Below are 26,433 nucleotides of genomic sequence, written 5' to 3'. Positions count from 1 at the left end.
ACCTTCGACCCCCGGCCGCCGGCTCCCCCCCGCGCGGTCCCCGCGCCGCCCGCCCCGAGCGGGTGCGGCCGGGCCGGGCCACATCGACCGACCCCGACCACCGACCCCGACCGCCGCCCCCGACCAGGACGGAGAGCCGGACGTTGCTGCTGCTGCTGACCGTGCACCTCGCAGCGGCCCTCGTCGCGCCCTCGCTGGTCACCTGGCTGGGCCGCCGCGCCTTCCTCGTGCTCGCGCTGGCGCCCGCGTCGGCGGCGGTCTGGGCGCTCACGCAGACCGTGGCGGTGCGGGACGGTCGCGGCCCGGTCGAGGTCGTCGAGTGGATCCCCGCGCTGGGGCTTGACCTCTCGTTCCGCCTCGACACGCTGTCGTGGCTGATGACCATCGTGGTCGGCGGCGTGGGCGCGCTCGTGCTCGTCTACTGCTCGGCCTACTTCAAGGCGACGGCGTCCGGGCTGGGCCGGTTCGGCGGCGTGTTCACGGCCTTCGCGGGGTCCATGCTGGGGCTCGTCACCGCGGACGACATGCTCCTGCTGTTCGTGTTCTGGGAGCTCACGACGGTGACGTCGTACCTGCTCATCGGCCACTACGCGGACCGCAAGGCCAGCCGCCGGGCGGCGATGCAGGCCATCATCATCACCACCGCCGGCGGGCTCGCGATGCTCGTGGGCGTCCTCCTGCTCGCGCACGAGGCCGGGACCTACTCGCTGTCCGGGCTCATGGCCGACCCGCCGCAGGAGGGGCCGCTCGTGGTGGCGGCCGTCGCGTGCCTGCTCGCCGGCGCCGCCACCAAGTCCGCGCTCGTCCCGTTCCACTTCTGGCTGCCCGCCGCGATGGCGGCGCCGACCCCCGTGTCGGCGTACCTGCACGCCGCGGCGATGGTGAAGGCCGGCGTCTACCTCGTCGCGCGGTTCGCGCCCGCGTACGCCGACCAGCCGGTGTGGCGCTGGACGGTCGTCGTGCTCGGCGGCGGCACGCTGCTGCTGGGCGGGTACCGCGCGCTGCGCCAGCACGACCTCAAGCTCGTCCTTGCGTTCGGCACGGTCAGCCAGCTCGGCCTCATCGTGCTGCTCGTCGGCCAGGGCACGCAGGGCGCGGCCCTCGCGGGGCTGGCGATGCTGGGCGCGCACGCGATGTTCAAGGCCGCCCTGTTCCTCGTCGTCGGCATCGTCGACGCCGCGTGCGGCACGCGTGACCTGCGGCGGCTGTCGGGCGTGGGGCGGGAGCTGCCGTGGACGGCCCTCGCCGGCGCGCTGGCGACCGCGTCGATGATCGGGCTGCCGCCGTTCGCCGGGTACGTCGCCAAGGAGGCCGGGCTGGAGGCGCTCCTGCACACCGAGGGCGACCCGCTCGGCTGGGTGGTGCTCGGCGCGGTGGTGGTCGGCTCGGCGCTGACCGTCGCGTACGGGCTGCGCCTGTGGTGGGGCGCGTTCGCGACGAAGTCCGCGGTCCTGACGTCGGCGCAGACGGAGGACGCGCACGGCGCGACGACGACGACCTCGCTGGCCGACGGCGGCGCCGAGTCCTCGACGCCCGCGCGGATCACGCACCCGTCGATGCTGCTGGTCTGGCCCGCCCTCGTGCTGGCCGTGCTCGGCGTGCTCGTGGCGCTCCTGCCCGGGCTGGGCGAGGACCTGCTGCTGCCGTACGCGTCGACGTACCCGCACGGCGAGCCCGGGCACCTCGTGCTGTGGGCGGGACTCACGCCGGCGCTGTGGCTGACCGTCGGCGTCCTGACGGTCGGCACGCTGCTCTTCCTCGCCCGGGACCGCGTCGAGAGGTGGCAGCACCGCGTCCGGTGGCGCATCGAGGCCGACCGCGTCTACCGCCGGTCGATGCGCCGGCTCGACGACGTCGCCGCGGACGTCACCGCGCTCACGCAGCGCGGGTCGCTGCCGGTGTACCTCGGGATCATCCTCGTGACGTGGGTCGTCGCGGTCGGCGTCACCCTCGTGTCCGGGACGTCGTGGCCCGCCTCCGTGCGTCCGTGGGACCACGCCGCGCAGGCCGTGTTCGCGGCGGTCGTCATCACGTCCGCGGTGCTGACCGCGCGCGCCCGGCGCCGCCTCAAGGCCGTGATCCTGCTCGGCATCGGCGGGTACGCCGTGGCCGGCCTGTTCCTGCTGCACGGCGCACCGGACCTCGCGCTCACGCAGGTCCTCGTCGAGACCGTCACGCTCGTCGTGTTCGTGCTCGTGCTGCGGCGCCTGCCCCCGTACTTCTCCAACCGCCCGCTCGCCGTGTCGCGGTACGTGCGGCTGGCGGTCGGCCTCGCGGTCGGCGTGACCGTCGCGGGCATCGCGCTCGTGGCGCCGTCGGCGCGCGTGCACGCACCCGTGTCGGCCGACTTCGCCGAGGAGGCGTACGAGTTCGGCGGCGGCAAGAACATCGTCAACGTGACCCTCGTCGACATCCGCGCGTGGGACACGATGGGCGAGATCTCGGTGCTGCTCGTGGCGGCGACGGGCGTCGCGTCCCTCGTGTTCCTCTCGGCGCGCTCGGGCCGCATCTTCCGCGAGCGGGACGCCCCGGCCGACCGCGCGGTGTGGGGCGGCGTGCCCGACCCGATGGCGTCGCTGCGCCGCCCTGCCGCGTCCGCCGCGTCGCTCGACGCCGCCGAGCCGAGCCCGTCCGGCACACCCGGGCAGGGCGTCGGCACCGGATCGCGGGCCCGGGAGTGGCTGCGGGCGGGCCGCACGCTCGCGCCGCAGCGCCGGTCGGTCATCTTCGAGGTCGTCGTGCGGCTGCTGTTCCACACGATGATCGTCTACTCGGTCTACCTGCTGTTCAGCGGGCACAACCAGCCCGGCGGCGGGTTCGCCGCGGGCCTCGTCACGGGCATCGCGCTCGCCGTGCGGTACCTCGCGGGCGGGCGGTACGAGCTCGGCGAGGCGGCTCCCGTGCAGCCCGGCGTGCTGCTGGGGCTGGGTCTGTTCCTCTCGGCCGGCGTCGGCCTGGGCGCGCTCGTCTTCGGCGGCACTGTGCTGCAGTCCTGGATCGTCGAGTTCACGCTGCCCGTGTGGGGCGAGGTCAAGCTCGTCACCAGCCTGTTCTTCGACGTGGGCGTGTACCTCGTGGTCCTCGGCCTGGTGCTCGACATCCTGCGCAGCCTGGGCGCCGAGATCGACCGCCGGGCCGAGTCGGGCGAGGACGTCGTCGCGGGGGACGCCGAGGGCGGCGACGACCTCGCGCTCCTCGACGCCGGGGAGTCGGTGTCCGTCCGGGCGGCCGGCACGGCCGTCCCCCGGGGGTCCGGCGAGGAGGTGGTGCCGTGATCGACATGAGCCCGAACCTCGTGCTCGTCGTGACGATCGCGGCGCTGTTCACCGCGGGCGTGTACCTCGTGCTCGAGCGCAGCCTCACGCGCGTGCTGCTGGGCGTCGTCCTGCTCGGCAACGGCACGAACCTGCTCATCCTCGTCGCCGGCGGCGCCGCGGGAGGGCCGCCGCTCATCGGCGTGACGCCCGAGGGGGAGATGTCCGACCCGCTGCCGCAGGCGCTCGTGCTCACGGCCATCGTCATCACGCTCGGCCTGACGGCGTTCCTGCTGGCCATGGCGTACCGCTCGTGGCAGCTGCACCGCCACGACGAGGTGCAGGACGACGTCGAGGACCGCCGCATCGCCCGGCTCGCCGCGCGCGACGAGCGGGCGTTCGCCGACGACGACACGGAGAGCGACGGCGAGACCCTGGACCAGGAGGCCGCGACCACGCGCGACGAGACCGACCAGGGCGCACCGGGCACGACCGCCGGCACGGACCACGGGGCCGCGCAGGACGGCGGCGCCCGCGGCGACGACGGCGGACGCAACCACGAGGTGGCGCGATGACGACCGACTGGAGCTGGCTCGTCCCGCTGCCCGTCGTGCTGCCCCTCTCGGGTGCCGGCCTGACGCTCGCGCTCGCGCGCCGGCCGCGGCTGCAGCGGATCGTCACCGTGACGGTGCTGTCGCTCGTGCTGCTGATCTCGGCGGGCCTGCTGGTGCTGGCGGACGCCGGCCCGCTGGTCGTCGACGTCGGCGGCTGGGCCGCCCCGGTCGGCATCGACCTCGTCGTGGACCGGCTGTCCGCGCTCATGCTGACGGTGTCGTCCGCCGTCACCCTGTGCGTCCTGCTGTACTCGCTGGCGCAGGGCCAGCAGGACGGCGAGGACCACGCGCCCATCTCGATCTACCACCCGACGTACCTGGTGCTGACGGCAGGCGTCGCGAACGCGTTCCTCTCGGGCGACCTGTTCAACATCTACGTCGGCTTCGAGATCCTGCTCGCCGCGTCGTACGTGCTCATCACGCTCAGCGGCACGGGTGAGCGCATCCGTGCGGGCACGGTGTACGTGATCGTCGCGATCCTGTCGTCGCTGCTGTTCCTCGTCGCGATCGGCGGCATCTACGCCGCGACCGGCACGCTGAACCTCGCCCAGCTCGCGATCCGGCTGCCCGAGATCGACCCCGGCGTCCGGCTCGTGCTGCAGGTGCTGCTGCTGCTCGCGTTCGGCATCAAGGCCGCCGTCTTCCCGCTGTCCGCGTGGCTGCCGGACTCGTACCCGACCGCGCCCGCCCCGGTCACGGCCGTGTTCGCCGGCCTGCTCACCAAGGTCGGCGTCTACGCGATCATCCGCACGCAGAGCCTGCTGTTCCCCGAGGGCCGGGTCGACGACGTCCTGCTGTGGCTCGCGCTCGCGACGATGCTGGTCGGCATCCTCGGTGCGGTCGCCCAGGACGACGTCAAACGTCTCCTGTCGTTCACGCTCGTGAGCCACATCGGGTACATGGTGTTCGGCATCGCGCTCGGCACCGAGACCGGGTGGACCGCCGCGATCTACTACGTCGTCCACCACATCACCGTGCAGACCGCGCTGTTCCTCGTCGTCGGGCTCATCGAGCGGTACGGCGGGACGACGTCGCTCGACCGCCTCGGCGGGCTGGCGAAGCTCGCGCCCGTGCTCGCCGTGCTGTTCTTCGTGCCCGCGATGAACCTGGCCGGCATCCCGCCGATGTCGGGCTTCCTCGGCAAGGTGGGGCTGCTCGAGGCGGGGGTCGAGGCGGCGACGCCGCTGGCCTACGCGCTCGTCGTGGGCTCGGTCGTGACGTCGCTGCTCACGCTGTACGCGCTGGTCAAGGCGTGGAACAAGGCGTTCTGGCAGACCCCGCCCGAGGAGCTGCCCGGCGCGACCCTCCCGCGGTCGATGACCGTGCCCGCGGGTGCGCTCGTCGCGGTCGGGCTCGCGCTCACCGTGTTCGCCGGTCCGCTGTACTCCTACACGGAGCGCGCCGCCGCGACCCTCATCGAGCGCACGCCGTACGTCGAGGCCGTCCTGCCCGACGGCATGCGCGGCGCGGGTGAGTCCGCCGACGTCGCCGAGACCGACGACGAGCCCGGGTCCGACGCGGCCGTGGAGGTGGACCCGTGAGCCTGCACCCCCGCCGCGCGTCCCTGCGCAACCAGTGGCCGACCGTCCTGTGGCTGACCGTCGTCTGGGTGCTGCTGTGGGGCGAGATCAGCCTCGGCAACCTCGTCAACGGCGCGCTGCTGGGCGTGCTCGTCACCGCCGGGCTGCGCATGACGCCCATCGACTTCCACGGGCGCGTGCGCCCCGGGGCGCTCGCCGTGCTGGTCGGCCGGTTCCTGCTCGACCTCGTGCGGGCGTCGTTCGAGGTGAGCCTCGTCGCGCTGCGCCCGCGGCACACGCCCCGCGGCGCGGTGATCTGCGTGCAGCTGCGCAGCCACTCCGACCTGTACCTGACCCTGACCAGCGAGCTCGTCTCGCTCGTCCCGGGGTCGCTCATCGTCGAGGCGCACCGGCTCACGGGCCGGCTGTACGTGCACGTGCTCGACGTCCGGACGTCCGGTGGCGTCGAGGCCGCCCGCCGTGCGGTGCTCGCCCAGGAGGAGCGGATCCTGCGTGCGCTGGCGTCCGACGCCGAGCTCGCCGACGCGGGGCTCGCGCTGGGCGGGGCCGGGCGGTCCCGGGCCGCGGAGGTGACGCGATGACCCCGATCGACGTGACCGTGTACGTCTGCGCCGCCCTGCTGACGATCGGTGCGGGGCTCGCGATCGTCCGGGCCGAGAAGGGCCCGTCCATGCTCGACCGGACGGTCGCGCTCGACATCGTCGTGACCGCGATGGTCGCCGCGGTCGCGCTGTACGCGTCCGTGCAGCGCCGCGCCGACGTCGTGCCGGTCCTGGTCGTCCTCTCGCTCGTCGGCTTCGTGGGGTCGGTGACGATCGCGCGGTTCGCGTCGGTGGAGCCCGAGGGCGAGGGCCGCGTGCGCACGCGCGAGGAGGTCGCGGCCGAGGAGGCGGAGCGCCGCCGCCAGGAGGTCGAGGAGGAGGAGCGCCGCCGTCGTCCGCACGTGCCGGAGAGCAGCGTCGAGACGCTCGAGGCCGAGCCGGACGACGAGCACCACGGCGGCGGCGCGAAGGGCGAGGTCCGATGACGCGCACGGACGAGGGGAGGCGCGGATGACCGCGGACCACTGGGCGCTCGCGGCGGACGTCGTCTCCGTCGTCTGCCTGCTGGGCGGCGCGTTCTTCGTGTTCGCGGCGGGCGTCGGCGTGCTGCGCTTCCCCGACCTGCTCTCGCGCATGCACGCGGGCACCAAGCCGCAGACGCTCGGGCTGATCCTCGTGCTCGTCGGGCTCGCGCTGCGGCTGCGCGAGGGCGGGGCCGTGTGGGCGCTGGTGCTCGTCGTGGTCTTCCAGATGCTCACCGCGCCCGTCGCGGCGCACATGGTCGGCCGCGCCGGCTACCGCACCGGCAAGGTGCGGCACGACCTGCTCGTCGTCGACGAGCTCACGCGCGACCTGCACGCCGCGGACGCGCGCACGGCCGACGAGCTGGGCCCCGCCGAGCCGCCGACCGCCGACGACACCGGGCCGCACGGCCCGGCGACGCCGCGCTGACCGCAGCCGGTCCGCCCCCCACCGCCGCCCTCCCGAACGAACGGATCCCGCGTGCCCGCCGACGCCCCCCGCGACACGACGTCCCAGCCCGGTGCGCCGCGAACCACGGCGACCGGGCCCGCCGGTGCGCCCGCGACCGACCCCGGCGTGGCCCACCTCGCCGACCCCGCGCCCGTCCCCGTCCCCGTCGAGGGCGCCCCCGAGGCGGACGCGGCGTGGTCGGTCCGCAGCGCGCTGCGCTCGCCCGCGCGGCTGCGCACCGAGGTGCTGGCCGGGCTCGTCGTCGCGCTCGCGCTGATCCCCGAGGCGATCGCGTTCTCGATCATCGCCGGCGTCGACCCGCGCCTCGGCCTGTTCGCGTCGTTCACGATGGCCGTGACGATCGCGGTCGTGGGTGGGCGGCCCGCCATGATCTCGGCGGCGACCGGCGCCGTGGCGCTCGTCGTCGCACCGGTCGTGCGCGAGCACGGCGTCGACTACCTGATCGCCGCCGTGGTGGTGGCGGGCGTGCTGCAGGTGGTGCTCGGGCTGGCCGGCGTCGCACGCCTCATGCGGTTCATCCCGCGGTCCGTCATGGTCGGGTTCGTCAACGCGCTGGCGATCCTCATCTTCACGTCGCAGCTGCCGCACCTCGTCGACGTGCCGTGGGTGGTGTACCCGCTGGTCCTCGCGGGCATCGCGATCATGGTGCTGCTGCCGCGGCTCACGACCGTCGTCCCCGCGCCGCTGGTGGCGATCGTCGCGCTCACGCTGCTCACCGTCGGCGTCGGCATCGCGGTGCCGACCGTCGGCGACGAGGGCGCGCTGCCCGAGAGCCTGCCCTCGCTGCTGGTCCCCGACGTGCCGCTGACCCTGGAGACGCTGCGGATCGTCTTCCCGTACGCGCTCGCGATGGCGGTCGTCGGCCTGCTCGAGTCCCTCATGACGGCCAAGCTCGTCGACGAGGTGACCGACACGCACTCCGACAAGACCCGCGAGGCGTGGGGGCAGGGCGTGGCGAACGTCGTCACCGGGTTCTTCGGCGGCATGGGCGGCTGCGCGATGATCGGCCAGACGATGATCAACGTGAAGGAGTCGCGGGCCCGCACCCGCATCTCTACGTTCCTCGCCGGTGTGTTCCTGCTCCTGCTCGTCGTGGGGCTCGGCGACGTGGTCGCGATCATGCCGATGGCCGCACTCGTGGCCGTCATGGTGATGGTGTCGGTCGGCACGTTCGACTGGCACTCCCTGCGCACGCTGCGCCGCATGCCGCGCTCCGAGACGGCCGTGATGCTCGCGACCGTCGTCGTCACCGTCACGACGCACAACCTCGCGTACGGCGTGGGCGTGGGGGTGCTCGTGGCGACCGTGCTGTTCGCACGGCGGGTCGCGCACCTGACGACGGTCACGCGCCTCGACGCGTCCGACGACGACGGCGAGCGCGTCTACGCCGTGGAGGGCGCGCTGTTCTTCGCGTTCTCGAACGACCTCGTGCACCGGTTCGACTACGCGGGCGACCCGGCGCGCGTCGTCATCGACCTGTCGCGCGCGCACGTGTGGGACGCCTCGACGGTCGCGGCGCTCGACGCGATCCGCCAGCGGTACGCCGCGCGCGGGACCCAGGTCGAGTTCGTCGGCGTCAACGCCGACAGCGCCGCGCGCCTGGACCGGCTCGCGGGCCGCCTGGGCGCCGGGCACTGAGGCCGTCGGGGGCGCGCGGGTGGCGTGACCGCCCGCGCGTCTCGCGGTGCGGACGCCGATCGCCCCGCCGGTGGCCGCACCGCGCCGTCGGCGTAGGTTCGATCGGGTGGAGACGGTGGACGTCCTCCTCGCGGCGACGGACCCCGCGGGTCTGCTCCCGGCACGCCAGCAGATGGCGCTGTCGCTGGGGTGGCACATCGTCCTGGCCTGCTTCGGGGTCGCCTTCCCGTCGATGATCCTGGTCCTGCACTGGCGCGGGGTCCACCGCGACGACGCGGTCGCGCTGACGCTCGCGCACCGGTGGGCCACGGTGTCGGCCGTCCTGTTCGCGATCGGCGCGGTGTCGGGCACGGTGCTGAGCTTCGAGATGGGGCTGCTGTGGCCCGGCCTGATGGGCCCGTTCGGGGACGTGCTCGGGCTCCCGTTCGCGCTCGAGGGGCTCGCGTTCTTCACCGAGGCGATCTTCCTCGGCATCTACCTGTACGGGTGGGGCCGGCTGCCGCCGCGGGTGCACCTGCTCATGCTCGTGCCGATGGCGGTGGCGGGTGTGGTCGGCACGTTCTGCGTGGTCGCCGTCAACGCCTGGATGAACGCGCCGGCGGGCTTCCGGGTCGTCGACGGCGAGGTCACCGACGTCGACCCGTGGGCCGCGATGTTCAACGACCTGTCGGTGCTGCAGTTCGCGCACATGTGGGTCGCGGCGTTCATGGTCGTCGGGTTCACCGTCTCGGGCGTCTACGCGGTGGGCATGCTGCGGGGCCGGCGGGACGCCCGGCACCGGCTCGGCTTCCTCGTCCCGTTCGTCTTCGCGAGCGTGGCGGCCGTCCTGCAGCCGGTCGTGGGGCACGTGCTGGGCGCCGGGCTGAGCGACCGCCAGCCGGCGAAGCTCGCCGCGTTCGAGCTCGCCCTCACCACGGAGAGCCCGGCCCCGCTGCGCCTCGGCGGCGTGCTCGTCGACGGTCAGGTGCGCGGTGCCCTCGACATCCCCGTGCTCGGGTCCCTGATCGCGCGCGGCTCGCTCACCGCACCCGTGCGCGGGCTGGAGACGTTCCCGGTGGAGGACCGGCCGCCCGTGAACCTGACGCACTGGGCGTTCCAGACGATGGTCGGGATCGGCTCGGCGCTCGTGCTGCTGGTCCTGCTGTTCTGGGTGGCCCGGCGCCGCGGGCACGACCTCACGCAGCGCCGGTGGTTCCTGCGCGTCGCCGCCGTGTGCGGCCCGCTCGCCGTGGTCGCGCTCGAGGCCGGCTGGGTCGCGACGGAGGTGGGCCGTCAGCCGTGGGTGGTCTACGACGTGCTGCGGACCGCCGACGCCGCCGGCGACAACCCGTGGCTGTGGTCGATGCTCACGGGCAGCGTCGTCGTGTACACGGGCCTGACGGTCGGGGCCGTCGTGGTGCTCAGGTCGATGGCGCGCCGGTGGCGCGAGGGCGAGGAGGACCTGCCGAGCCCGTACGGCCCGCAGCGCCGGTCCGTCGACGCGGGCGAGGAGGAGCGATGACGCTGCCCGACGTGGTCGCGGGTGCGCTGCTCGTGGGCGTCGTCGCGTACGCGCTGCTCGGCGGGGCGGACTTCGGCGCCGGCTTCTACGACCTCACCGCCGGCGGGGCGCAGCGCGGAGCGCGGCTGCGCACGCTGATCGACCACAGCATCGGCCCCGTCTGGGAGGCCAACCACGTCTGGCTGATCTACGTGCTCGTCATGGCGTGGACCGCCTTCCCGCGCGCCTTCACCGCCGTCATGACCACGCTCGTCGTCCCGCTGCTGCTGGCGCTGCTGGGGATCGTGCTGCGCGGCGCGAGCTTCGCGTTCCGGAAGTACTCCGCGACCGTCTCGCAGGCGCGCCTGTTCGGTGCGGTCTTCGCCGCGTCCTCGCTCATCGCGCCGTTCTTCCTCGGCACCGTCGCGGGCGCGATCGCGTCCGGGCGGGTGCCCGCGGGCGGGCGCGGCGACCTCGTCGCGTCGTGGGTGGCCCCGACCCCCCTGATCGCCGGCGTGCTCGCCGTCAGCACGAGCGTCTTCCTCGCGGGGACCTTCCTCACCGCCGACGCCGCGCGCGCGGGGTGGGACGCCCTCACCGAGCGGCTCCGCCGCCGCGCCCTGGTGGTCGGTGCGGTCACGGGAGCGCTGGTCCTCGGCGCGCTGTACCCGATCTCCTCGGACGCGCCGACGCTCACGGAGGGGCTCGTCGGACGCGCCGGCCCGCTCGTGGTGCTGTCGATGGTGGCGGGGTTCGGCGCGCTGTGGCTCCTGCTGCGGCGGCGGTTCGCGACCGCGCGCGTGGCGGCCGTCGTCGCCGTCGCGGCGGTGCTCGGCGGGTGGGCGGTCGCGCAGTACCCGTGGCTGCTCGTCGACCAGCTGACCGTCGCGGAGGCCGCGGGCGCACCGGCGACGCTGCGGGCGCTGGTGCTCGTGGCCGCCCTGGCGGCACTGGTGGTCGCGCCGCCCCTCGTCTACCTGTTCCGGCTCACGCAGACGCAGGAGTGGTCCGCGCGGGAGGACCACGCCTGACGGGGACCACGCTGACGCGGACCACGCCGGACGACGCCGACGCGCCTACCGGGCGACGAGCTTGGCGGTGCCGCGCGTGGCCAGCACGCGCGAGAGGGCGACGAGGGCGCTCGAGATGACGGCGGCCGCGACGACCTCGGAGAAGTTCACGTCCTCGTCGGTCGAGTCCGGCGACGGCGGCTTGTGCCCGCGCGCCTTCTCCCACGCCGTGTCCACCAGCTTGTGCGCGAGCCAGGCGGCACCGAGCGTCACGCCCATCCCGACGACCTTCGCCACCATCGACGTGTTCTTCTCTGCCACGCGTCCTCCTCGGTCGTGCGCCGTGTCCGGCCCAGGGGGACGACGCTAACCGGGTGCGGCCCGGTCCGCAGTCCGGTGACCGCGCGCCGGTCCCGGACGCGCGTCCGGGCGGTCCGGCGGAGGGCTAGGATCGGCCGTGAACGACAGGGGAGCGTCGGCCGCACGCACGGGCTGGACGCTGAGAGTGCGGACCACCGCAGACCCTCGAACCTGATCCGGTTGATACCGGCGTAGGGAGTCGGGCATCTCTTTCCCCGCCGGTCGTGCGTGCCCGCGGGTGCGCCCGTCGGCGGGGACCCCTCCGCCGACGACGGAGGACACGACCACATGACCCCCCGCACCCGTACCGGTGCCCGCGGCGCCGCCCTCGCCGGCGTCACGGCCCTCGCGCTGACCGCCTGCTCGGCCGTCGGCGGCGACGACGCGTCGGCCGGACCGAGCGCCGGCGCCGACACCGTCACGCTCGTCACGCACGAGTCCTTCGCGCTCACGGAGGGACTGCTCGAGCAGTTCGAGCAGGACTCCGGCCTGAGCGTCGAGGTCGTGCAGCAGGCCGACTCCGGCGCGCTGGCCAACCAGCTCGTGCTCACCAAGGACGCACCGCTCGGCGACGTCGTCTACGGCCTCGACACGACGTTCGCGACGCGCGCGCTCGACGAGGGGGTCGTCGTGCCCGCCGACGTGACGGCGCCGGCCGCCGAGGACGCCGCGGCGTACGCGGTCGAGGGGGACGACGACGGCGCCCTGGTGGCGGTCGACTACTCCGACGTGTGCATGAACGTCGACACCGCGTGGTTCGCCGAGCGCGGGGTGCCCGAGCCGTCGACGCTCGAGAGCCTGCTCGACCCGGCGTACCGCGACCTCGTCGTCGTGCCCGACCCCGTCACCTCGTCGCCGGGCCTGGCCTTCCTGCTCGCGACCGTCGGCGCGTTCGGCGAGGACGGCTGGCTCGACTACTGGACGGGCCTGCGGGAGAACGGGCTCGCCGTCGCCGACGGCTGGAGCGAGGCGTACTACACCGACTTCACCGCCGGCGGGGGCGACGGGCCGCGGCCCGTCGTCCTGTCCTACGCGTCGTCGCCGCCCTTCACCGTGCCCGACGGCGGCACCGAGCCGACGACGCGCGCCCTGCTCGACACGTGCTTCCGCCAGGTCGAGTACGCCGGCGTGCTGGCCGGTGCGGACAACCCGGAGGGTGCCGCGCAGCTCATCGACTTCCTGCTCTCCGACGACGTGCAGGCCGACCTGCCGGGGTCGATGTACGTGTACCCGGTGAGCACCGCCGTCGAGCTCCCCGCGGAGTGGGCCCGGTGGGCGCCGCTGGCCGAGCAGCCGTTCGAGGTGCCCGCGGCCGACGTCGACGCGCACCGCGAGGAGTGGCTGACGCAGTGGTCCGACGCGGTCGTGGGCTGACGGACCGGACGGACCGAGGATGACGACGACGCTCGGGCGCACGCGCCCCGCCGCACCGGCCCACCGGCCGGGCGTCGGCGGGGTGCCGCTCGGGCGCGTCCTGGCGTGGGCCGCGGCGGTCGCGGTGCCGCTGCTGTTCCTCGGCGTGTTCTTCGCCTGGCCGGTCGCCGCGATCGTCGGGCGCGGGTTCGTCACCGACGGCGCGCTCGACCTCGGCGGGTTCGCCGACGTGCTGTCCCGCCCGCGCACGTGGCGGATCGTCGGGCAGACCCTGACGCAGGCCACGCTCGGCACGCTCGGCGCGGTGCTGCTCGGCGTGCCGGGCGCGTACCTGCTGCACCGGTGCACGTTCCGCGGGCGCGGCGCGCTGCGGGCGTTCGTCACCGTGCCGTTCGTGCTGCCGACGGTCGTGGTGGGTGTCGCGTTCCGCTCGCTGCTCGTCGAGGGCGGGCTGCTCGGCGGGCTCGGGCTCGACGGCACGCGGACGGCGATCGTCCTCGCGCTCGTGTTCTTCAACTACGCCGTGGTCGTGCGGACCGTCGGCGGGCTGTGGGAGCGGCTCGACCCGCGCGCCGAGCAGGCCGCGCGCTCCCTGGGCGCATCGCCGTGGCGGGCGTTCCGGACCGTGACGCTGCCGGCGCTCGCACCCGCGATCGCGTCGGCCGCGTCCCTGACGTTCCTGTTCTGCGCGACCGCGTTCGGCACGGTGCTCGTGCTCGGCGGGCGGCAGTTCGGGACCGTGGAGACCGAGATCTGGGTGCAGACGACGCAGTTCCTCGACCTGCGCGCCGCCGCGGTGCTGTCGGTCGTGCAGCTCGTCGTCGTGGTCGCCGCCCTCGCGCTCGCGGGCCGGGCGCGGGCCCGGACGGAGCGGGCGCTCGCCCTCACCGAGCCGGTCGACGCCGCGCACCCCGTGCGCCTGCGCGACCCGCTGGACCGCGTCGCGGTCGTCGTCACGGCGGTCACCGCGCTCGGGCTGCTCGCGCTGCCGCTCGTCAACCTCGTTGTCCGGTCGCTGCGGACGCCCGACGGCTGGGGGCTCGCGAACTACGCGCGGCTGGCGCAGCCGGCGGACGTGCTGCGCGTCAGCCCCTGGGAGGCGACCGTGACGTCCCTGCGCGTCGCGCTCGACGCGACCGTCCTGGCGCTGGTCGTCGGCGGGCTCGTCGCCCTCGTCGTCTCCCGGCGGCCCCGCCGGACCGCCGGGCGCCGCGCCGTCGCGGGCCTCGATGCGCTGTTCATGCTGCCGCTCGGCGTGTCCGCCGTGACCGTCGGGTTCGGCTTCCTCGTCTCGATGGACCGGCCCTTCGGGCTGCCGCTCGACCTGCGCACCTCGGGCGTGCTGGTGCCGGTCGCGCAGGCCGTCGTGGCGGTGCCGCTCGTCGTGCGGACGGTCCTGCCGGTCCTGCGGGCCATCGACCCGCGGCTGCGCGAGGCCGCGGCGACGCTGGGGGCGTCGCCGGGCCGGGTGCTGCGGACCGTCGACCTCGCCGTCGCGGTCCGGTCGGTCGGCCTGGCGCTCGGGTTCGCGTTCGCGGCGTCGCTGGGGGAGTTCGGCGCGACGTCGTTCCTGGCCCGGCCCGAGGACCCGACGCTGCCGGTCGTGATCTTCCGGCTGCTCGGGCGGCCGGGCGTCGACAACTACGGCACGGCGCTCGCGGCGTCGGTGCTGCTCGCGGCCCTGACCGCGGGGATCGTGGCGGTGTGCGAGCGGCTGCGCCCGCCGGGCGTGGGGAGCTCGTGGTGAGCGGGTCGGAGGAGCGGTCATGAGTGACGGGCTCGGCGTCGTCGACGTCGTCGTGCGGTACCCGGGGGCCGACCGGCCGGCGGTCGACGCGGTGTCGCTCGACGTGCCCGTCGGGGAGGTCGTCGCGCTGCTCGGGCCGTCCGGGTGCGGCAAGTCCTCGCTGCTGCGGGCGGTCGCCGGGCTCGAGCCGCTCGCCGGCGGCGACGTCGCCTGGGACGGGGTCGGCGTGACCGGCGTGCCCGTGCACCGGCGCGGCTTCGGCCTGCTGTTCCAGGACGGGCAGCTCTTCGGGCACCTCGACGTCGCGGGCAACGTCGCCTACGGCCTGGCCGGCCGCCCCCGCGCCGAGCGCGGCGCGCGCGTCGCCGAGCTGCTCGACCTCGTCGGCCTGCCCGGCACGCAGCGCCGCGACGTCGCGACCCTGTCCGGCGGCGAGCGGCAGCGCGTCGCCCTCGCGCGCGCCCTCGCCCCCCGGCCCCGTCTGCTCCTGCTCGACGAGCCGCTCTCCGCCCTCGACCGGTCCCTGCGCGAGCGCCTGGCGCTCGACCTGCGCGACGTCCTGGTCGCCACCGGCACCACCGCGCTGTTCGTCACGCACGACCACGACGAGGCGTTCGCCGTGGCCGACCGCGTCGCCGTCATGGACGCCGGGCGCCTGCTGCAGGTCGCGGCCCCCGCGGCCCTGTGGTCGCGGCCGGCCTCGCGCCGCGTCGCGGAGTTCCTCGGGTACGAGGCGTTCGTCGACGTGCCCGCCGACGCCGCCGCGGCGGCACCGGGGGCCCGGGCGCTCGTCGCCGTGCTCGACCCCGCCCCGACCGCGGGCACGACGCTCGCGCTCGCGGCCGGCGCGTTCGTCGTCGCGGTGGGCGACGGGCCACGCGCCGGGGCGCCGACCGGCACGGTCGCGGTGCTGCGCTCGCGCCGTGGCCGCACGGAGGTCGTCGTCGACGTGCCCGGCGTGGGCCGGGTGACGGCGCTCGCCCCCGCCGGCTGGTCCTGCGAGCCCGGGACGCCGGTGCCGCTGCGTGCCGACGCCGCCGCCCTCGCGTCGCTGCCCGGTGCATGGGTAACGTCGGAGCAGCACGCCGGTTCGTGACCCGCGACGGAAGTGAGCAGCGATGACGCTGGAGACCCGCGAGACCGTGACCGTCGACGTCGCCGCCCCGGTGGAGGACGTGTGGGCGCACCTGCGTGACCCGCGGCTCGTGCGCCGGTGGTTCGGCTGGGACTACGACGGGCTCGACGACGAGATCCGGCAGATCTTCGTCGACGGCCCCCGCGAGCACGTCGAGGAGGCGGACGGCGTCACGACGCGCACCCTCACGTGGCCGCACCACGAGGTCCTCACCGTCACGTCGCGGGCGGACGCGCCGGGCCGCACGCAGGTGGCGCTCACGCGCCGCGGCCACGACGCGCTGGCCCCCTACGACGGCCTCTACGACGAGGTCGACGAGGGCTGGATCGCCTTCCTCCAGCAGCTGCGGTTCGCGCTCGAGCGGCACCCCGGGGAGGACCGCGTGGCGCTGTCGGTGCTCGGGCTCGACGCCGGGGACCGCCACGACCCCCTGCTCTTCCGGGCCGGGCTGCACGGCGTGCGGGGCCTGCCGGTCGGCGCGCACGTCGAGGTCACGCGCCCCGACGGGTCACGCGTCGGCGGCACCGTCGTGTACCGGACGGCCCACCAGGTCGGCATCCGCCTGCACCCCATCGAGTCGCTGCTGGTGCTCATGCTGGAGCCGGCCGGGCACCACCCGCCGCACGGCCGCGTGTCCGCGGTCCTGTCGACGTTCGGCCTCGACGAGGCGACGCTCGCGGAGGCGCGCCGCCGCTGGGCCGGCTGGTGGGGCGGGGCGCCGACCACCTCCTGACCGCCGCGTCGCGGCCCGACGGGGTGGACGCGCGCGGCGGGGATCCGTGCCCCGTCGCGCGGAGACGGGCATCTCCTCCCAGACTCGGACGTACACCCCGTCCGAGGAGACACCATGCGCCGAGGGATGATCACCGCCGTCACCGCGGTCGCCGCGGGGGGCCTGCTCCTGGCGGGCTGCTCGGACGACGACGCCGCACCCGCGAACACCGTGGCGTCCACGGTCGTCCCCGAGGACCTGGGCGAGGACCAGGTGCGCGAGGAGGAGTTCGAGGCGCGGATCGACGAGATCGAGGGCGAGCTCGACGGGGCGGACCGGGCCGTGCGCGACATCGCCGAGCCGGCCCTCGACGACGCGGAGGACGCCATCGACGACGCGTTCGACGTGCGCGAGAGAGGCTCGCAGGACCGCCGCGACGCCGCCGCCGACCGGCTCGAGTCCGCGATCGACCGGCTCGACGCGGCCGCCGAGCAGTCCGACGACGCCTTCGGCCGCGCGCTCAGCGAGCTCAGCGACCACATGCGCCGCCTGGTCGAGGAGCTGCGCGCACCCGGGAGCTCGAGCAGCTGACCCGCCCGCGAGCAGCTGACCCGCGCGAGCGTCCTCGCTCAGCCCTCGGTCAGAGCTGCGCCTGCCACTCCCCGACGCAGCCCTCCGGGCGGAACCCGAGCGCGACGTTGATGGCGAGCATGAAGCTGTTCTCCTCGGCGTTCCACGTGCTGATGCGCCGGACCTGCGGACGCACGCGCGCGAGCAGGTCGAGCTGCGCGACCTTCACGAGCATCCCGAGCCGCCGGCCGCGGTGCTCCGTCAGCACGAGCGTGTCGCCCTGCCACACGAACTCGTCGCTGTGCCCCGGCACCACGAGACTCGAGTACGCGACGAGCGTGCCGCTCGGCACGTGCTCGACGGCCGACCTCACCAGGTGCTCGCCGCGTCCGAGGTGCTGCTGCTCGGTGGCGCGGACGCGGGCGGCGTCCCAGACGTCCTCCTGCACGTCCAGGCCGCCGAGCGGGACGGCCGTGCTCATGCGCGTGTTGAGCAGCGCGAACTGGTCGACCCACTCGTCGGGGCACAGGTCCTGCCACGACACGACGCGGTAGTCCGCGCCGGCGCGCTCGCGCGCGGCCGCCCGGTGCGTCGCGAGCACGTCGGGGTCGACCGGCAGGTGCAGGCGCGAGTGCCGCACCACCTGCTCCAGGGTCCAGCCGTGGGCCTGCGCGAACCGCACGGACGGCTCGTCGGCGGGGACGCGACCCGAGCCGGTGGACGCGGTGCGGGCGCCGGGACCGGCCGGCGGCTCGACGGCGTGGTCGGTCTCGGTCATGAGCCGGGTGCGCCCGTCGGCGCGGGCGAGGCGCAGTGCGGCCTCGTGCAGCGCGGTGCCGATGCCCTGCCCGCGGTGCTCGGGCAGCACGCCGACGTCGGCGTAGCCCGTGTGCGTGTTCTCCTTCAGGAACAGCTCGAGGCGCGCGTAGCCCACGACGCGCGCGGGGTCGTCCTCGGCGCCGTCGAGCACGGCGACGACCCGGCGGCGGCGCGTGTACGTCTGGTGCTGCAGGTCCGAGAACGCCTCGCGCTCGGTGCCCGCGAAGTCGTCGTTGCCCCACTCCGCGCGGATCACCGCGTTGCGGGCCCGCACGAGGCCGGTCTGCAGCCAGGCGTCGGCGTCCTGCGGGGTGAGGACGAGCGGCAGCTCGCGGAGGGTCCAGGTCGTGGTGGTGCTCGCCATGCCTGCCACTGTCCACGCGCCGCGGCGACCCCGTCGACCCATTTGCCACCCCACTCCCGCCCCCGCCCGCCCCACCCCCGCACCCCCGCCCGCGAGTTCGCCGGTTCGGTGCCGAGATCGCCGCCCGGGACCGGCGACCTCGGCGCGGACGGGGCGAACTCGGCGGCGGGGCCGGCGGCGCGGCCGGCGCCGGGTGCGGGCGCGGCGGCGTGTGGCGCGGGTCACGCCGCCGTAGGGTGCGCCGGTGGTGTGGCTCGAGGTCGTCGGCTGGGCCGGCTCCGTGCTGGTCGTGGTGTCCCTGATGCAGGCGCGCGTGTGGCGCTTCCGCGTGCTGAACCTGGTCGGGTCGCTGCTCGCGACGGCGTACAACGCGGTGTTCGGGATCTGGGCGTTCGTGGCCATGAACGGTGCGATCTCCCTGGTCAACGTGTACTGGCTGTGGCGCCTGCGCCGCGAGCGCGGTGACGCCCGCGTGTACGCGGTGGTCGAGGTCGCACCCGACGACGCCTACCTGCGGCACGTGCTCGCGGTGCACGCGGACGACGTCGCCCGGCACCGGGCCGTGCCCGCGCGCGACGTCGGCCCCGGCGACGGCGACGAGCTGGCGTTCCTCGTGGTGCGCGGCGACGAGACGGTCGGCGTGGTGCTGGTGCGCGACTCGGGGGCGGCACCGGTGTCGTGCTGCTCGACTGGGTCACGCCGCGCTTCCGCGACTTCACGCCGGGGGAGTTCGTGTACCGGGGCACGGACGTGTTCGCGGCCCACGGGCTCGACCGGCTCGTGGTGCCGACGGCGCCGCCGGGCTCGGCGCCGTACCTGGCGCGGGTGGGGTTCCGGCGCGTCGAGGGCGACGCGTGGGAGCGCGCGGTGGCCGCCTGAACGACGTCCCGCCCACGCCGCTCGCCGCTGACTTTCGGTTTTCCGCGCGCTAGAGTTCGGTCAACCGAACTTCAGGGGGAGCCGTGGCCTTGCCCGCCGTCGAGGAGCCGAGCCGCCCCACCGGGCGGGCGCGCCCCGGCCGCGGCGTGCCCGTGCTGCTCGGCCCCGCGTTCGTGGCCGCCGTCGCCTACGTCGACCCGGGCAACGTCGCCGCGAACCTCACCGCCGGCGCGCGGTACGGGTACCTGCTGCTGTGGGTGCTGGTGGCCGCGAACGTCATGGCCGTGCTCGTCCAGTACCAGTCCGCGAAGCTCGGCCTCGTCACCGGCCGGTCGTTGCCCGACGTGCTCGGCAGCCGGCTGCGCCGCGGGCCGCGCCTCGCGTTCTGGGCCCAGGCCGAGCTCGTCGCCGCCGCCACCGACGTGGCCGAGGTCGTGGGCGGCGCGATCGCCCTCCACCTGCTGTTCGGGGTGCCGCTGCCGCTGGGCGGGCTGGTCGTCGGGGTCGCGTCGATGGCGCTGCTCGTCACGCAGGACCGGTTCGGGCAGCGGCGGTTCGAGGTCGTCGTCGTCACGCTGCTCGGCGTCATCACGGTCGGGTTCCTCTGCGGCCTCGCCGTCGACCCGCCGGACCCGGGCGGCATGCTCGGCGGCCTCGTGCCGCGGTTCGCCGGCACCGACTCCGTGCTGCTGGCCGCGAGCATGCTCGGCGCGACCGTCATGCCGCACGCCATCTACGTGCACTCCGCGCTCGTGCGCGACCGGCACGGGCACGCCCCCGCCGGCGACGGCCGGCGCCTGCTGCTGCGCGCCACCCGGTGGGACGTCGCCACGGCGCTCGCGGTCGCCGGCGCGGTGAACCTCGGTCTCCTGCTGCTGGCCGCAGCCGGGCTGCAGGGCACCGCGGGCACCGACTCGATCGAGGGCGCGCACGCCGCGATCGTCGATGCGCTGGGGCCGGGCATCGGCATCGCGTTCGCCGTCGGCCTGCTCGCCTCGGGCCTCGCCTCCACGTCCGTCGGCGCCTACGCGGGCGCGGCGATCATGGAGGGCCTGGTCCACAAGAAGGTGCCGCTCCTCGTGCGCCGCGCGGTGACGATCGTCCCCGCCGTGCTGCTGCTCGCCCTCGGCGCCGACCCGACGTGGACGCTCGTGCTCAGCCAGGTCGTGCTGAGCTTCGGCATCCCGTTCGCGCTGGTGCCGCTGGTGCGGCTCGGCCGCGACCGCGAGCTCATGGGCGCCGACCGCAACGGCCCGTGGCTGCAGGCCGTGCTGTGGGTCGTGGTCGCGCTCGTCGTCCTGCTCAACCTCGCCCTGCTGGTGCTGCTCGTCGCGGGCTGACGCGGGCCGACGCGGGGGCCCGGGCTCGCGCTCAGCCCTTGCCCGTCCGGCGCGCCGCCGCGCGCGCCGCGTCCAGCCGCTCGGTCAGGTGGGTGCGCTCCGCCGTGTCGGGCACGAGCGCGAGCGCGCGCGTCAGCTCCGCGACGGCGTCCGCCGGCCGGCCCGCGCGCAGCAGCAGCTCACCCCGGACCGCGGGGAGCCGGTGGTGGTGCGCGAGGGCGTCGTCGAGACCGTCCAGCAGGGCGAGTCCCGCCGCCGGGCCCGCGGCCTCGGCGACGGCGACGGCCCGGGCGAGCCGCACGACCGGCGACCCCGTGCGCCGCTCGAGCGCCCCGTACAGCCCGGCGACGACGTCCCACCGCGTGGCGGCCGCCGTCGGTGCCGACGCGTGCTCTGCCGCGACCAGCGCCTGCAGACGGTGGTCCTCCGCCAGTCCGTCGAGCGGCGGCAGCGCGCGCACGAGCCCGAGCCCCTCCGCGATCTCGTCGGCGTACCAGCGGGTCCGGTCCTGGTCGGGCAGCAGGACGATGCGCCCGTCGGCGTCGAGGCGCGCGTCGCGGCGGGAGTGCTGCAGCAGCATCAGCGCGCGCAGCGCCCGCAGGCCGGGCCGCCCGCCGAGCAGCCCGTCGAGCTCGCGCGTGAGGCGGATCGCCTGGTCGGCGAGGTCGACGCGCAGGCCGCCGGGCGCCTCGGCCGGCTGGTAGCCGGCCGTGAACACGAGGTACAGCACCGTCGCGACCGCGTCGAGCCGCTCCTCGAGCCGGTCCGCGGCCGGCACGGAGAACGGGATGCCCGACGTCGCGAGCCGCTTCTTCGCGCGCGTCAACCGGGCCGACATCGCGGAGTGCTGCACCAGCTGCAGCCGCGCGATGTCCGCCGTCCCGAGCCCGACCACGAACCGCAGCGTCAGCGTCACGCGGTCGGCGGGCGCCAGCGCCGGGTGGCAGCACGCCAGCACGAGGCGCAGCTGCTCGTCGGCGACGTGCGCGCCCGGGTCCACCGCCGCCGCGGCCAGCGCGCGCACCTGCGCGTCGACGACCATGAGCGGTTCCTTGCGCCGGTGCACCGCCTGGGTGCGCAGCCGGTCGAGGACCCGGCGCCGCGCCGCCGTGAGCAGCCAGGCACCGGGCCGGGTGGGCACGCCGTCGACCGGCCACGTGCGCGCCGCCGCCTCGAACGCGTCCGCCGCGCCGTCCTCGGCGAGGTCCGGGCTCGCGAACTGCCCGACGAGCAGCGCGACGACGTGCGACCAGTGCGCGCGCCACGCCTCCGCGAGCGCGGCGTCGACGTCCGCCCGTGCCTGCGTCAGGACCCCTCCTCCACGTACGGCACGACGGGCCGGATCTCGACCGTCCCGCCGTCCATGATGATCGGCACGAGGGCCTGCAGGCCCGCGAGGTCGGCCGTGCGGACCAGGTAGAACCCGCCGAGCTGCTCGACCGTCTCCGTGTACGGGCCGTCGACGACCTCGGTGCCGTCGCCGCCCGGGCGCACGAGGGTCGAGGTACGGGCCGTGTCCAGCTCCTCGCCACCGAGGATCTCGTGCCCGCCGGCCGCGCAGGCGTCCGAGAAGCGGCCGTGGTCGGCGAAGGCGGCGGCGCGCTGCTCGGGCGTCGCGGCCACCCACGGCGCCTCGTCGCCCCACAGCATCACCAGGTACGTGCGTGCGTCGGCCATGGCGGTCCCCTCTCGTCGGGAGGCACCCACTGTGCCCCGCACGGGTCTGACGCGCGAGGGTCCCCGATTTCGACGACCGGGCCGGGCCGGGCGTCCTCGCCCGGCGACCCGAGCCGCCCCGACCTAACGTGGCAGGGACATCGCACCCCACCCCGAAGGAGCGAGGACATGCCCGACACCGACCTCACCGGCCGCCGCGTGCTCGCCGTCGTCACCAACTACGGCGTCGAGCAGGACGAGCTGGTCGTGCCCGTGCGGCACCTGCGCGACGCCGGCGCCCAGGTCGACGTCGCCGCCGTCGAGGACGGCCCGATCCAGACCCTCGTCGGCGACAAGGACCCGGGCGAGAGCGTCGACCCCGACGTCGTCCTGTCGGCCGTGGACGCGTCCGGCTACGACCTGCTGCTGCTGCCCGGCGGCACCATCAACGCCGACAGCCTGCGCCTGCAGGACGACGCCCCCGCGCTCGTGCAGGCCTTCACGGCCGACGGTCGCCCGGTGGCCGCGATCTGCCACGGCCCGTGGGCGCTGGTCGAGGCGGGCGTGCTCGGGGGCAAGACGCTGACGTCGTACCCGTCGCTGCGCACGGACGTCCGCAACGCGGGCGGCGAGTGGGTGGACCGGTCGGTGGTGAGCGACGACGCGGGCGGCTGGACGCTCGTCACGTCGCGCACCCCGGACGACCTGGACGACTTCCTCGCCGCGGTGGACGCGGCGCTCACGGGGTCGCGCTGACGGTCCCCTCGGCGGGCCGGGGCGCCTGCGCCGGGCCGTCCTCGTCGGCCGGGTGGGGGGCCGTGCCGGCCTCCCGCTCGGCCGCGCGCAGGTGGCGCTCGCGCAGGACCGGCAGGCACAGCAGCAGCACGAGGTCGAGGGCCGTGGCGACGGCGAACACCCACACGAGCCCGACGCGCTGCGCGACCAGCCCGCCGAGCAGCGCGCCGACGGGCATGGTGCCCCACGCGAGCAGCCGGTAGGCGCTGTTGAGCCGGCCGAGGAGGTGGTCGGGGGTGAGCCGCTGGCGCAGCGACACCGTGACGACGTTCCACACGGCGATGCCGGCACCGGCGAGCGCCCACACGCCCGCGACGACGAGGACGCTCGTGGTCAGCGCCGGGACGGCGTGCGACGCGGCGGCGACGAGGATGCACAGCGCCAGGGCGAGCGTGCGGCCGAGGCGGTCCGCCACCCGGGCCGCGCAGAGGGAGCCGATCACGGCCCCGACGGCGACGGAGGTCATGAGGGCGCCGTACCCCGGCTCCGACAGGCCCAGCGGCGAGTCGGGGCCGACGGCCCACAGCACGAAGACAGCCATCATCGCGGACTCGGCGAGGTTGGAGACGCCGACCATGAGGGCGAGCGTGCGCAGCACGGGACGCCGCCAGAGGAAGCGCAGGCCCTCGCCGACCTCGGCCCACAGGCTCGTGGTGCGCGCCGCGCCGGCCCCCGCGCCGCCCGACGGCCCGGCACGGAAGGCGCCGCGCACCATCAGGAGCGCCCCGACGGCGAGCCCCCACAGCAGCGCGGGCGCGCCCATGGCGACGGCGACGCCCGCGGCCACGAGGAATCCCCCGAGCGGGGGCCCGACGAACTGGTTGGCGGTCATCTCGACGGCGTACAGCCGCCCGTTCGCGCGGTCCAGCTCGTCGCGCCCGACCACCTGCGGCAGGATCGACTGCGCGCACGTGTCGTGGAACACCTCGGCGGTGCCGAGGGCGAACGCGACGCCGTACAGCAGCCACATCGACGGGATGCCCGTGGCGGGCACGACGACGAGCGCGAGGACCGCGACGGCCCGCACGAGGTTCGCGACCAGCATGGTCCGGCGCCGGTCCCACCGGTCGGCGAGCGCCCCGGCGGGCAGGGAGACGAGCAGCCACGGCAGGGTGAGCGCGAGCGGGATGCCGGCGATGACGACGGGGGAGTCGGTGTAGCGCAGCGCCACGAGCGGGAGGGCGGTCTTGAGCACGCCGTCCGCGGCGTTCGACAGCCCCGACGAGGTCCACAGCCACCAGAACGCGGAGCGGTGCCCGGGCGTCGGCATGGGGCGCACCGTAGCAGTTTCACGCGGGGCGTTGACACGAGTGCGGGCGGTCCTTCACGCGGATGTCCCGGTCTCCGCCGGTTCGTCCCCCGGGGCGTCGGTGCCGCGCGGTAGGTTCCCGGGATGCCCGTCACCAGCGCCGGGGTCCTCCTGCACCACGCCGGCCCCGCGCCGCGCGTCCTGCTCGCCCACATGGGCGGGCCGTTCTGGGCGCGCAAGGACGCGCGCGCGTGGACCGTGCCCAAGGGGCTCGTCGAGCGGGGCGAGGACGTCGTGACCGCTGCGCTCCGGGAGTTCCGTGAGGAGGTCGGGCTGCCCGCGCCGGACCTGCCCACCGTCGAGCTGGGTGCGTTCCGGTACGCGTCCGGCAAGGTGGTCGTCGTCCTCGCGATCGAGGTGCCGGCCGGCCTCGTCGGCTCGCCCGACGACCCCGCGTCGGACGACCTCGCGACCCGGCCCGGCGTCAGCACGATCGACATGGAGTGGCCGCCGCGCTCGGGCCGGCGCGCGACGTTCCCCGAGGTGGACCGGGCCGCGTGGTGCGGCCTCGACGACGCGCGCGAGCGGCTCGTCGCCGGCCAGGTCCCCGCGATCGACGCGCTCGTCGCCCGGGGCGCGGGCGCGTGACCGGCGGCGCCCCGGCCGCCGACGGCGACCGCGGGAACCACAACGCGCACTACCACCGCGTGGTCCTCGACGCCCTGCCCCCCGGCGCGCGCACCGCGCTCGACGTCGGCTGCGGCGAGGGCACGCTCGCCCGCCGCCTCGCGGAGCGCGTGCCGGACGTGACCGGCGTCGACCTCCACGGCCCGAGCCTCGACGCCGCTCGGGCGGCCGGCGGCGGCGTCACGTACGTCGAGGCGGACGTGCTCACGCACCCCTTCCCGCCGGCGTCGTTCGACCTCGTCGCGTCGGTCGCCACGCTGCACCACCTCGACGCGCGCGCCGGCCTGCTGCGCCTCGCCGAGCTCGTCCGGCCCGGTGGCCGGCTCGCGGTGGTCGGGCTGGCGCGCTCGGCGTCGCCGCGCGACCTGCCGTACGAGGTGGCGGCGGTGGCGGCGAACGCGGTGGCGCGCCGCCGCCGCGGCTACTGGGAGCACCCGTCTCCGACGGTCTGGCCGCCACCCGCGACGTACGCGCAGATGCGGGTGCTGGTGGCCGAGGTGCTACCGGGTGGCCGCTATCGGCGCCACCTGTACTGGCGTTGGTCGGTGGTCTGGACGCGCCCGGCCGCGTGAGCGTCGCTCTGCGGCTCTCGCCGGGCGGTCGCGCGGGGGCGTCGCTAGCGTCGACGCAGCCGGCACCGGGGCCGGCCACGGGAGGGGTTGCACGATGACGCTGCAGGGCAAGGTCGCGCTGGTCACGGGCGCGGGGTCGGGGATCGGGCGGGCGAGCGCGTTGCGGCTCGCACGCGACGGGGCGACGGTCGTCGCGCTCGGGCACCACCAGGACGAGGCCGACGACGTCGCGGCGGAGATCCGGGGCGCCGGCGGGACGGTGCTGCCGGTGGCCGCCGACGTCGGCGACGCCGCCGCGGTGCGCGCGGTGTACGCGCGCGTCGAGGAGGAGCTCGGGCGGCTCGACGTCGTCGTCGCGAACGCCGGGATCAACGGCGTGTGGGCGCCGATCGAGGACCTCGAGCCCGAGGAGTGGCAGGCGACGCTGACCACGAACCTCACGGGCACGTTCCTCACGGTGAAGTACGCGGTGCCGCTGCTGGTGCGCCAGGGGGGTGCGGTCGTCGTGATCTCCTCGATGAACGGCACGCGCACGTTCACCACCGCAGGCGCGTCGGCGTACTCGACGAGCAAGGCCGGCCAGGTCGCGTTCGCGCGGATGATGGCCGTGGAGCTGGGCCCGCGCGGCGTGCGCGTCAACTCCGTGTGCCCGGGCGCCATCGACACGAACATCCTGGACAGCACCGAGCAGCGCGGCACCGAGGACGTCGGTGTGCCCGTGGAGTTCCCCGAGGGCCAGATCCCGCTGACGGGCGACGAGTCCGGCTCCGCCGCGCAGGTGGCTGACGTCGTCTCGTTCCTCGTCTCCGACGCGGCCGGCCACGTGACGGGCAGCGAGGTGTTCGTCGACGGCGGCCAGTCGCTGATCATCTGACGCCACCCGCGTCGGCCGGCACCGCGTCCGCCGGCACCGCGTCGGCCGGCACCGCGTCCGCCGGCACCGCGTCGGCCGGCACCGTCCGCGTGTCGCCACGGCGCGTCGGCCGGGATGCGGACCTCTTCCCGCGGGCGTACGCACACCGTGCGTACGCCCGCGGAACAGACCCCGCTCCGGCGGCGACGCACCGGGCAGAAGGAGGAGACACGCCGGAGCGCCGCTGTC

General features: G+C 75.6%; 25 protein-coding genes and 1 riboswitch. Of the genes, 20 read left to right on the top strand and 5 right to left on the bottom strand.

Annotated features, from left to right (window positions below; all coding sequences use genetic code 11):
• Positions 1 to 143: 143 nt before the first annotated feature.
• The 9 genes from E5225_RS16035 to E5225_RS15995 all read left to right on the top strand — a co-directional run bounded on the left by E5225_RS16035 (position 144) and on the right by E5225_RS15995 (position 11,093).
• A complete protein-coding gene (locus E5225_RS16035; protein ID WP_135972119.1) occupies positions 144 to 3,275 on the top strand; it encodes a Na+/H+ antiporter subunit A in 3,132 nt (1,043 codons plus the stop codon).
• Positions 3,276 to 3,280: 5 nt separating this feature from the next.
• Positions 3,281 to 3,829, top strand: a complete 549-nt coding sequence (locus E5225_RS16030) for a Na(+)/H(+) antiporter subunit C (RefSeq protein WP_135972136.1) — start codon at positions 3,281 to 3,283, stop codon at positions 3,827 to 3,829.
• On the top strand, positions 3,826 to 5,409 hold the full coding sequence (locus tag E5225_RS16025; RefSeq protein WP_135972118.1) for a Na+/H+ antiporter subunit D: 1,584 nt from the start codon (positions 3,826 to 3,828) through the stop codon (positions 5,407 to 5,409). Before E5225_RS16030 ends, E5225_RS16025 begins: the two co-directional genes overlap by 4 nt.
• Positions 5,406 to 5,990, top strand: coding sequence for a Na+/H+ antiporter subunit E (locus E5225_RS16020; protein WP_135972117.1), 585 nt, complete (start codon positions 5,406 to 5,408; stop codon positions 5,988 to 5,990). Before E5225_RS16025 ends, E5225_RS16020 begins: the two co-directional genes overlap by 4 nt.
• Entirely contained in the window at positions 5,987 to 6,436 is a 450-nt protein-coding gene (locus E5225_RS16015; protein ID WP_135972116.1) for an MrpF/PhaF family protein, read from the top strand. Before E5225_RS16020 ends, E5225_RS16015 begins: the two co-directional genes overlap by 4 nt.
• Positions 6,437 to 6,461: 25 nt before the next feature.
• A complete protein-coding gene (mnhG, locus tag E5225_RS16010; protein ID WP_135972115.1) occupies positions 6,462 to 6,902 on the top strand; it encodes a monovalent cation/H(+) antiporter subunit G in 441 nt (146 codons plus the stop codon).
• A gap of 147 nt (positions 6,903 to 7,049) precedes the next feature.
• The gene (locus tag E5225_RS16005; RefSeq protein WP_135972135.1) at positions 7,050 to 8,582 is read left to right on the top strand and encodes a SulP family inorganic anion transporter; all 1,533 of its coding nucleotides are present in this window, start codon (positions 7,050 to 7,052) and stop codon (positions 8,580 to 8,582) included.
• Positions 8,583 to 8,688: 106 nt separating this feature from the next.
• On the top strand, positions 8,689 to 10,083 hold the full coding sequence (locus tag E5225_RS16000) for a cytochrome ubiquinol oxidase subunit I (RefSeq protein WP_243738062.1): 1,395 nt from the start codon (positions 8,689 to 8,691) through the stop codon (positions 10,081 to 10,083).
• Positions 10,080 to 11,093: a cytochrome d ubiquinol oxidase subunit II gene (locus E5225_RS15995; protein ID WP_135972114.1), complete on the top strand. Its 1,014-nt coding sequence runs from the start codon at positions 10,080 to 10,082 to the stop codon at positions 11,091 to 11,093. Before E5225_RS16000 ends, E5225_RS15995 begins: the two co-directional genes overlap by 4 nt.
• A 45-nt stretch (positions 11,094 to 11,138) precedes the next feature.
• On the opposite strand, the gene E5225_RS15990 is transcribed toward E5225_RS15995, so the two are convergent.
• Positions 11,139 to 11,393: a DUF4235 domain-containing protein gene (locus tag E5225_RS15990; RefSeq protein ID WP_243738060.1), complete on the bottom strand. Its 255-nt coding sequence runs from the start codon at positions 11,391 to 11,393 to the stop codon at positions 11,139 to 11,141.
• A 135-nt stretch (positions 11,394 to 11,528) separates the two neighbouring features.
• A riboswitch (TPP riboswitch) is annotated at positions 11,529 to 11,647 on the top strand.
• A 73-nt stretch (positions 11,648 to 11,720) separates the two neighbouring features.
• Between E5225_RS15990 and E5225_RS15985 the strand changes: the two genes are divergently transcribed.
• The 5 genes from E5225_RS15985 (at position 11,721) to E5225_RS15965 (ending at position 16,991) form a co-directional block, all read left to right on the top strand.
• The gene (locus E5225_RS15985) at positions 11,721 to 12,806 is read left to right on the top strand and encodes a thiamine ABC transporter substrate-binding protein (protein WP_135972113.1); all 1,086 of its coding nucleotides are present in this window, start codon (positions 11,721 to 11,723) and stop codon (positions 12,804 to 12,806) included.
• A gap of 19 nt (positions 12,807 to 12,825) precedes the next feature.
• Positions 12,826 to 14,553: an ABC transporter permease gene (locus E5225_RS15980; RefSeq protein ID WP_135972112.1), complete on the top strand. Its 1,728-nt coding sequence runs from the start codon at positions 12,826 to 12,828 to the stop codon at positions 14,551 to 14,553.
• A 19-nt stretch (positions 14,554 to 14,572) separates the two neighbouring features.
• Positions 14,573 to 15,649, top strand: a complete 1,077-nt coding sequence (locus E5225_RS15975; RefSeq protein ID WP_135972111.1) for an ABC transporter ATP-binding protein — start codon at positions 14,573 to 14,575, stop codon at positions 15,647 to 15,649.
• Positions 15,650 to 15,671: 22 nt separating this feature from the next.
• The gene (locus E5225_RS15970) at positions 15,672 to 16,421 is read left to right on the top strand and encodes an SRPBCC family protein (RefSeq protein ID WP_135972110.1); all 750 of its coding nucleotides are present in this window, start codon (positions 15,672 to 15,674) and stop codon (positions 16,419 to 16,421) included.
• A 114-nt stretch (positions 16,422 to 16,535) separates the two neighbouring features.
• On the top strand, positions 16,536 to 16,991 hold the full coding sequence (locus E5225_RS15965) for a hypothetical protein (RefSeq protein ID WP_135972109.1): 456 nt from the start codon (positions 16,536 to 16,538) through the stop codon (positions 16,989 to 16,991).
• Positions 16,992 to 17,040: 49 nt separating this feature from the next.
• On the opposite strand, the gene E5225_RS15960 is transcribed toward E5225_RS15965, so the two are convergent.
• Positions 17,041 to 18,153 (bottom strand): GNAT family N-acetyltransferase, encoded by a 1,113-nt coding sequence (locus E5225_RS15960; RefSeq protein WP_135972108.1) that lies wholly within the window; start codon positions 18,151 to 18,153, stop codon positions 17,041 to 17,043.
• A gap of 244 nt (positions 18,154 to 18,397) precedes the next feature.
• Between E5225_RS15960 and E5225_RS15955 the strand changes: the two genes are divergently transcribed.
• Positions 18,398 to 19,063 (top strand): hypothetical protein, encoded by a 666-nt coding sequence (locus tag E5225_RS15955; RefSeq protein WP_341867941.1) that lies wholly within the window; start codon positions 18,398 to 18,400, stop codon positions 19,061 to 19,063.
• Between the two features lie 58 nt (positions 19,064 to 19,121).
• Positions 19,122 to 20,372, top strand: a complete 1,251-nt coding sequence (locus E5225_RS15950) for an Nramp family divalent metal transporter (protein WP_135972132.1) — start codon at positions 19,122 to 19,124, stop codon at positions 20,370 to 20,372.
• A 31-nt stretch (positions 20,373 to 20,403) separates the two neighbouring features.
• Here the strand turns inward: E5225_RS15950 and E5225_RS15945 are convergent, their stop codons facing one another.
• Positions 20,404 to 21,681, bottom strand: coding sequence for an RNA polymerase sigma factor (locus E5225_RS15945; RefSeq protein ID WP_135972131.1), 1,278 nt, complete (start codon positions 21,679 to 21,681; stop codon positions 20,404 to 20,406).
• Positions 21,678 to 22,049 carry a YciI family protein gene (locus E5225_RS15940; RefSeq protein WP_135972106.1) on the bottom strand — a complete coding sequence of 124 codons (372 nt, stop codon included), beginning with the start codon at positions 22,047 to 22,049 and terminating at the stop codon, positions 21,678 to 21,680. The genes E5225_RS15945 and E5225_RS15940 overlap by 4 nt, the downstream gene beginning before the upstream one ends.
• Positions 22,050 to 22,217: 168 nt before the next feature.
• Here E5225_RS15940 and E5225_RS15935 point away from each other — a divergent pair, with 168 nt between their 5' ends.
• Entirely contained in the window at positions 22,218 to 22,784 is a 567-nt protein-coding gene (locus E5225_RS15935; RefSeq protein ID WP_135972105.1) for a type 1 glutamine amidotransferase domain-containing protein, read from the top strand.
• On the opposite strand, the gene E5225_RS15930 is transcribed toward E5225_RS15935, so the two are convergent.
• Entirely contained in the window at positions 22,768 to 24,093 is a 1,326-nt protein-coding gene (locus E5225_RS15930) for an MFS transporter (RefSeq protein WP_135972104.1), read from the bottom strand. The genes E5225_RS15935 and E5225_RS15930 overlap by 17 nt on opposite strands.
• 123 nt (positions 24,094 to 24,216) lie before the next feature.
• On the opposite strand from E5225_RS15930, the gene E5225_RS15925 reads away from it, so the two are divergent.
• The 3 genes from E5225_RS15925 (at position 24,217) to E5225_RS15915 (ending at position 26,205) form a co-directional block, all read left to right on the top strand.
• Positions 24,217 to 24,720 carry an NUDIX hydrolase gene (locus E5225_RS15925; RefSeq protein WP_135972103.1) on the top strand — a complete coding sequence of 168 codons (504 nt, stop codon included), beginning with the start codon at positions 24,217 to 24,219 and terminating at the stop codon, positions 24,718 to 24,720.
• Positions 24,717 to 25,331, top strand: coding sequence for a class I SAM-dependent methyltransferase (locus E5225_RS15920; protein WP_135972102.1), 615 nt, complete (start codon positions 24,717 to 24,719; stop codon positions 25,329 to 25,331). The genes E5225_RS15925 and E5225_RS15920 overlap by 4 nt, the downstream gene beginning before the upstream one ends.
• 94 nt (positions 25,332 to 25,425) lie before the next feature.
• Complete coding sequence (locus E5225_RS15915; protein WP_135972101.1) at positions 25,426 to 26,205, top strand: SDR family oxidoreductase; 780 nt, start codon at positions 25,426 to 25,428, stop codon at positions 26,203 to 26,205.
• Positions 26,206 to 26,433 lie beyond the last annotated feature (228 nt).

Origin of the sequence: Cellulomonas shaoxiangyii, from assembly GCF_004798685.1 — a bacterium.
Lineage (GTDB): Bacteria > Actinomycetota > Actinomycetes > Actinomycetales > Cellulomonadaceae > Cellulomonas > Cellulomonas shaoxiangyii.
Note: the sequence above shows the minus strand (reverse complement) of the source record. Positions and strands in the feature narration are given on the sequence as shown.

Bases quoted from the DNA above. Each gene is read 5' to 3' on its own strand.
- E5225_RS16030 (WP_135972136.1), top strand. From the start codon at position 3,281: ATGAGCCCGAACCTCGTGCTCGTCGTGACGATCGCGGCGCTGTTCACC.
- E5225_RS16025 (WP_135972118.1), top strand. From the start codon at position 3,826: ATGACGACCGACTGGAGCTGGCTCGTCCCGCTGCCCGTCGTGCTGCCC.
- E5225_RS16015 (WP_135972116.1), top strand. From the start codon at position 5,987: ATGACCCCGATCGACGTGACCGTGTACGTCTGCGCCGCCCTGCTGACG.
- mnhG (WP_135972115.1), top strand. From the start codon at position 6,462: ATGACCGCGGACCACTGGGCGCTCGCGGCGGACGTCGTCTCCGTCGTC.
- E5225_RS15995 (WP_135972114.1), top strand. From the start codon at position 10,080: ATGACGCTGCCCGACGTGGTCGCGGGTGCGCTGCTCGTGGGCGTCGTC.
- E5225_RS15985 (WP_135972113.1), top strand. From the start codon at position 11,721: ATGACCCCCCGCACCCGTACCGGTGCCCGCGGCGCCGCCCTCGCCGGC.
- E5225_RS15980 (WP_135972112.1), top strand. From the start codon at position 12,826: ATGACGACGACGCTCGGGCGCACGCGCCCCGCCGCACCGGCCCACCGG.
- E5225_RS15975 (WP_135972111.1), top strand. From the start codon at position 14,573: ATGAGTGACGGGCTCGGCGTCGTCGACGTCGTCGTGCGGTACCCGGGG.
- E5225_RS15970 (WP_135972110.1), top strand. From the start codon at position 15,672: ATGACGCTGGAGACCCGCGAGACCGTGACCGTCGACGTCGCCGCCCCG.
- E5225_RS15965 (WP_135972109.1), top strand. From the start codon at position 16,536: ATGCGCCGAGGGATGATCACCGCCGTCACCGCGGTCGCCGCGGGGGGC.
- E5225_RS15960 (WP_135972108.1), bottom strand. From the start codon at position 18,153: ATGGCGAGCACCACCACGACCTGGACCCTCCGCGAGCTGCCGCTCGTC.
- E5225_RS15940 (WP_135972106.1), bottom strand. From the start codon at position 22,049: ATGGCCGACGCACGCACGTACCTGGTGATGCTGTGGGGCGACGAGGCG.
- E5225_RS15935 (WP_135972105.1), top strand. From the start codon at position 22,218: ATGCCCGACACCGACCTCACCGGCCGCCGCGTGCTCGCCGTCGTCACC.
- E5225_RS15930 (WP_135972104.1), bottom strand. From the start codon at position 24,093: ATGCCGACGCCCGGGCACCGCTCCGCGTTCTGGTGGCTGTGGACCTCG.
- E5225_RS15925 (WP_135972103.1), top strand. From the start codon at position 24,217: ATGCCCGTCACCAGCGCCGGGGTCCTCCTGCACCACGCCGGCCCCGCG.
- E5225_RS15915 (WP_135972101.1), top strand. From the start codon at position 25,426: ATGACGCTGCAGGGCAAGGTCGCGCTGGTCACGGGCGCGGGGTCGGGG.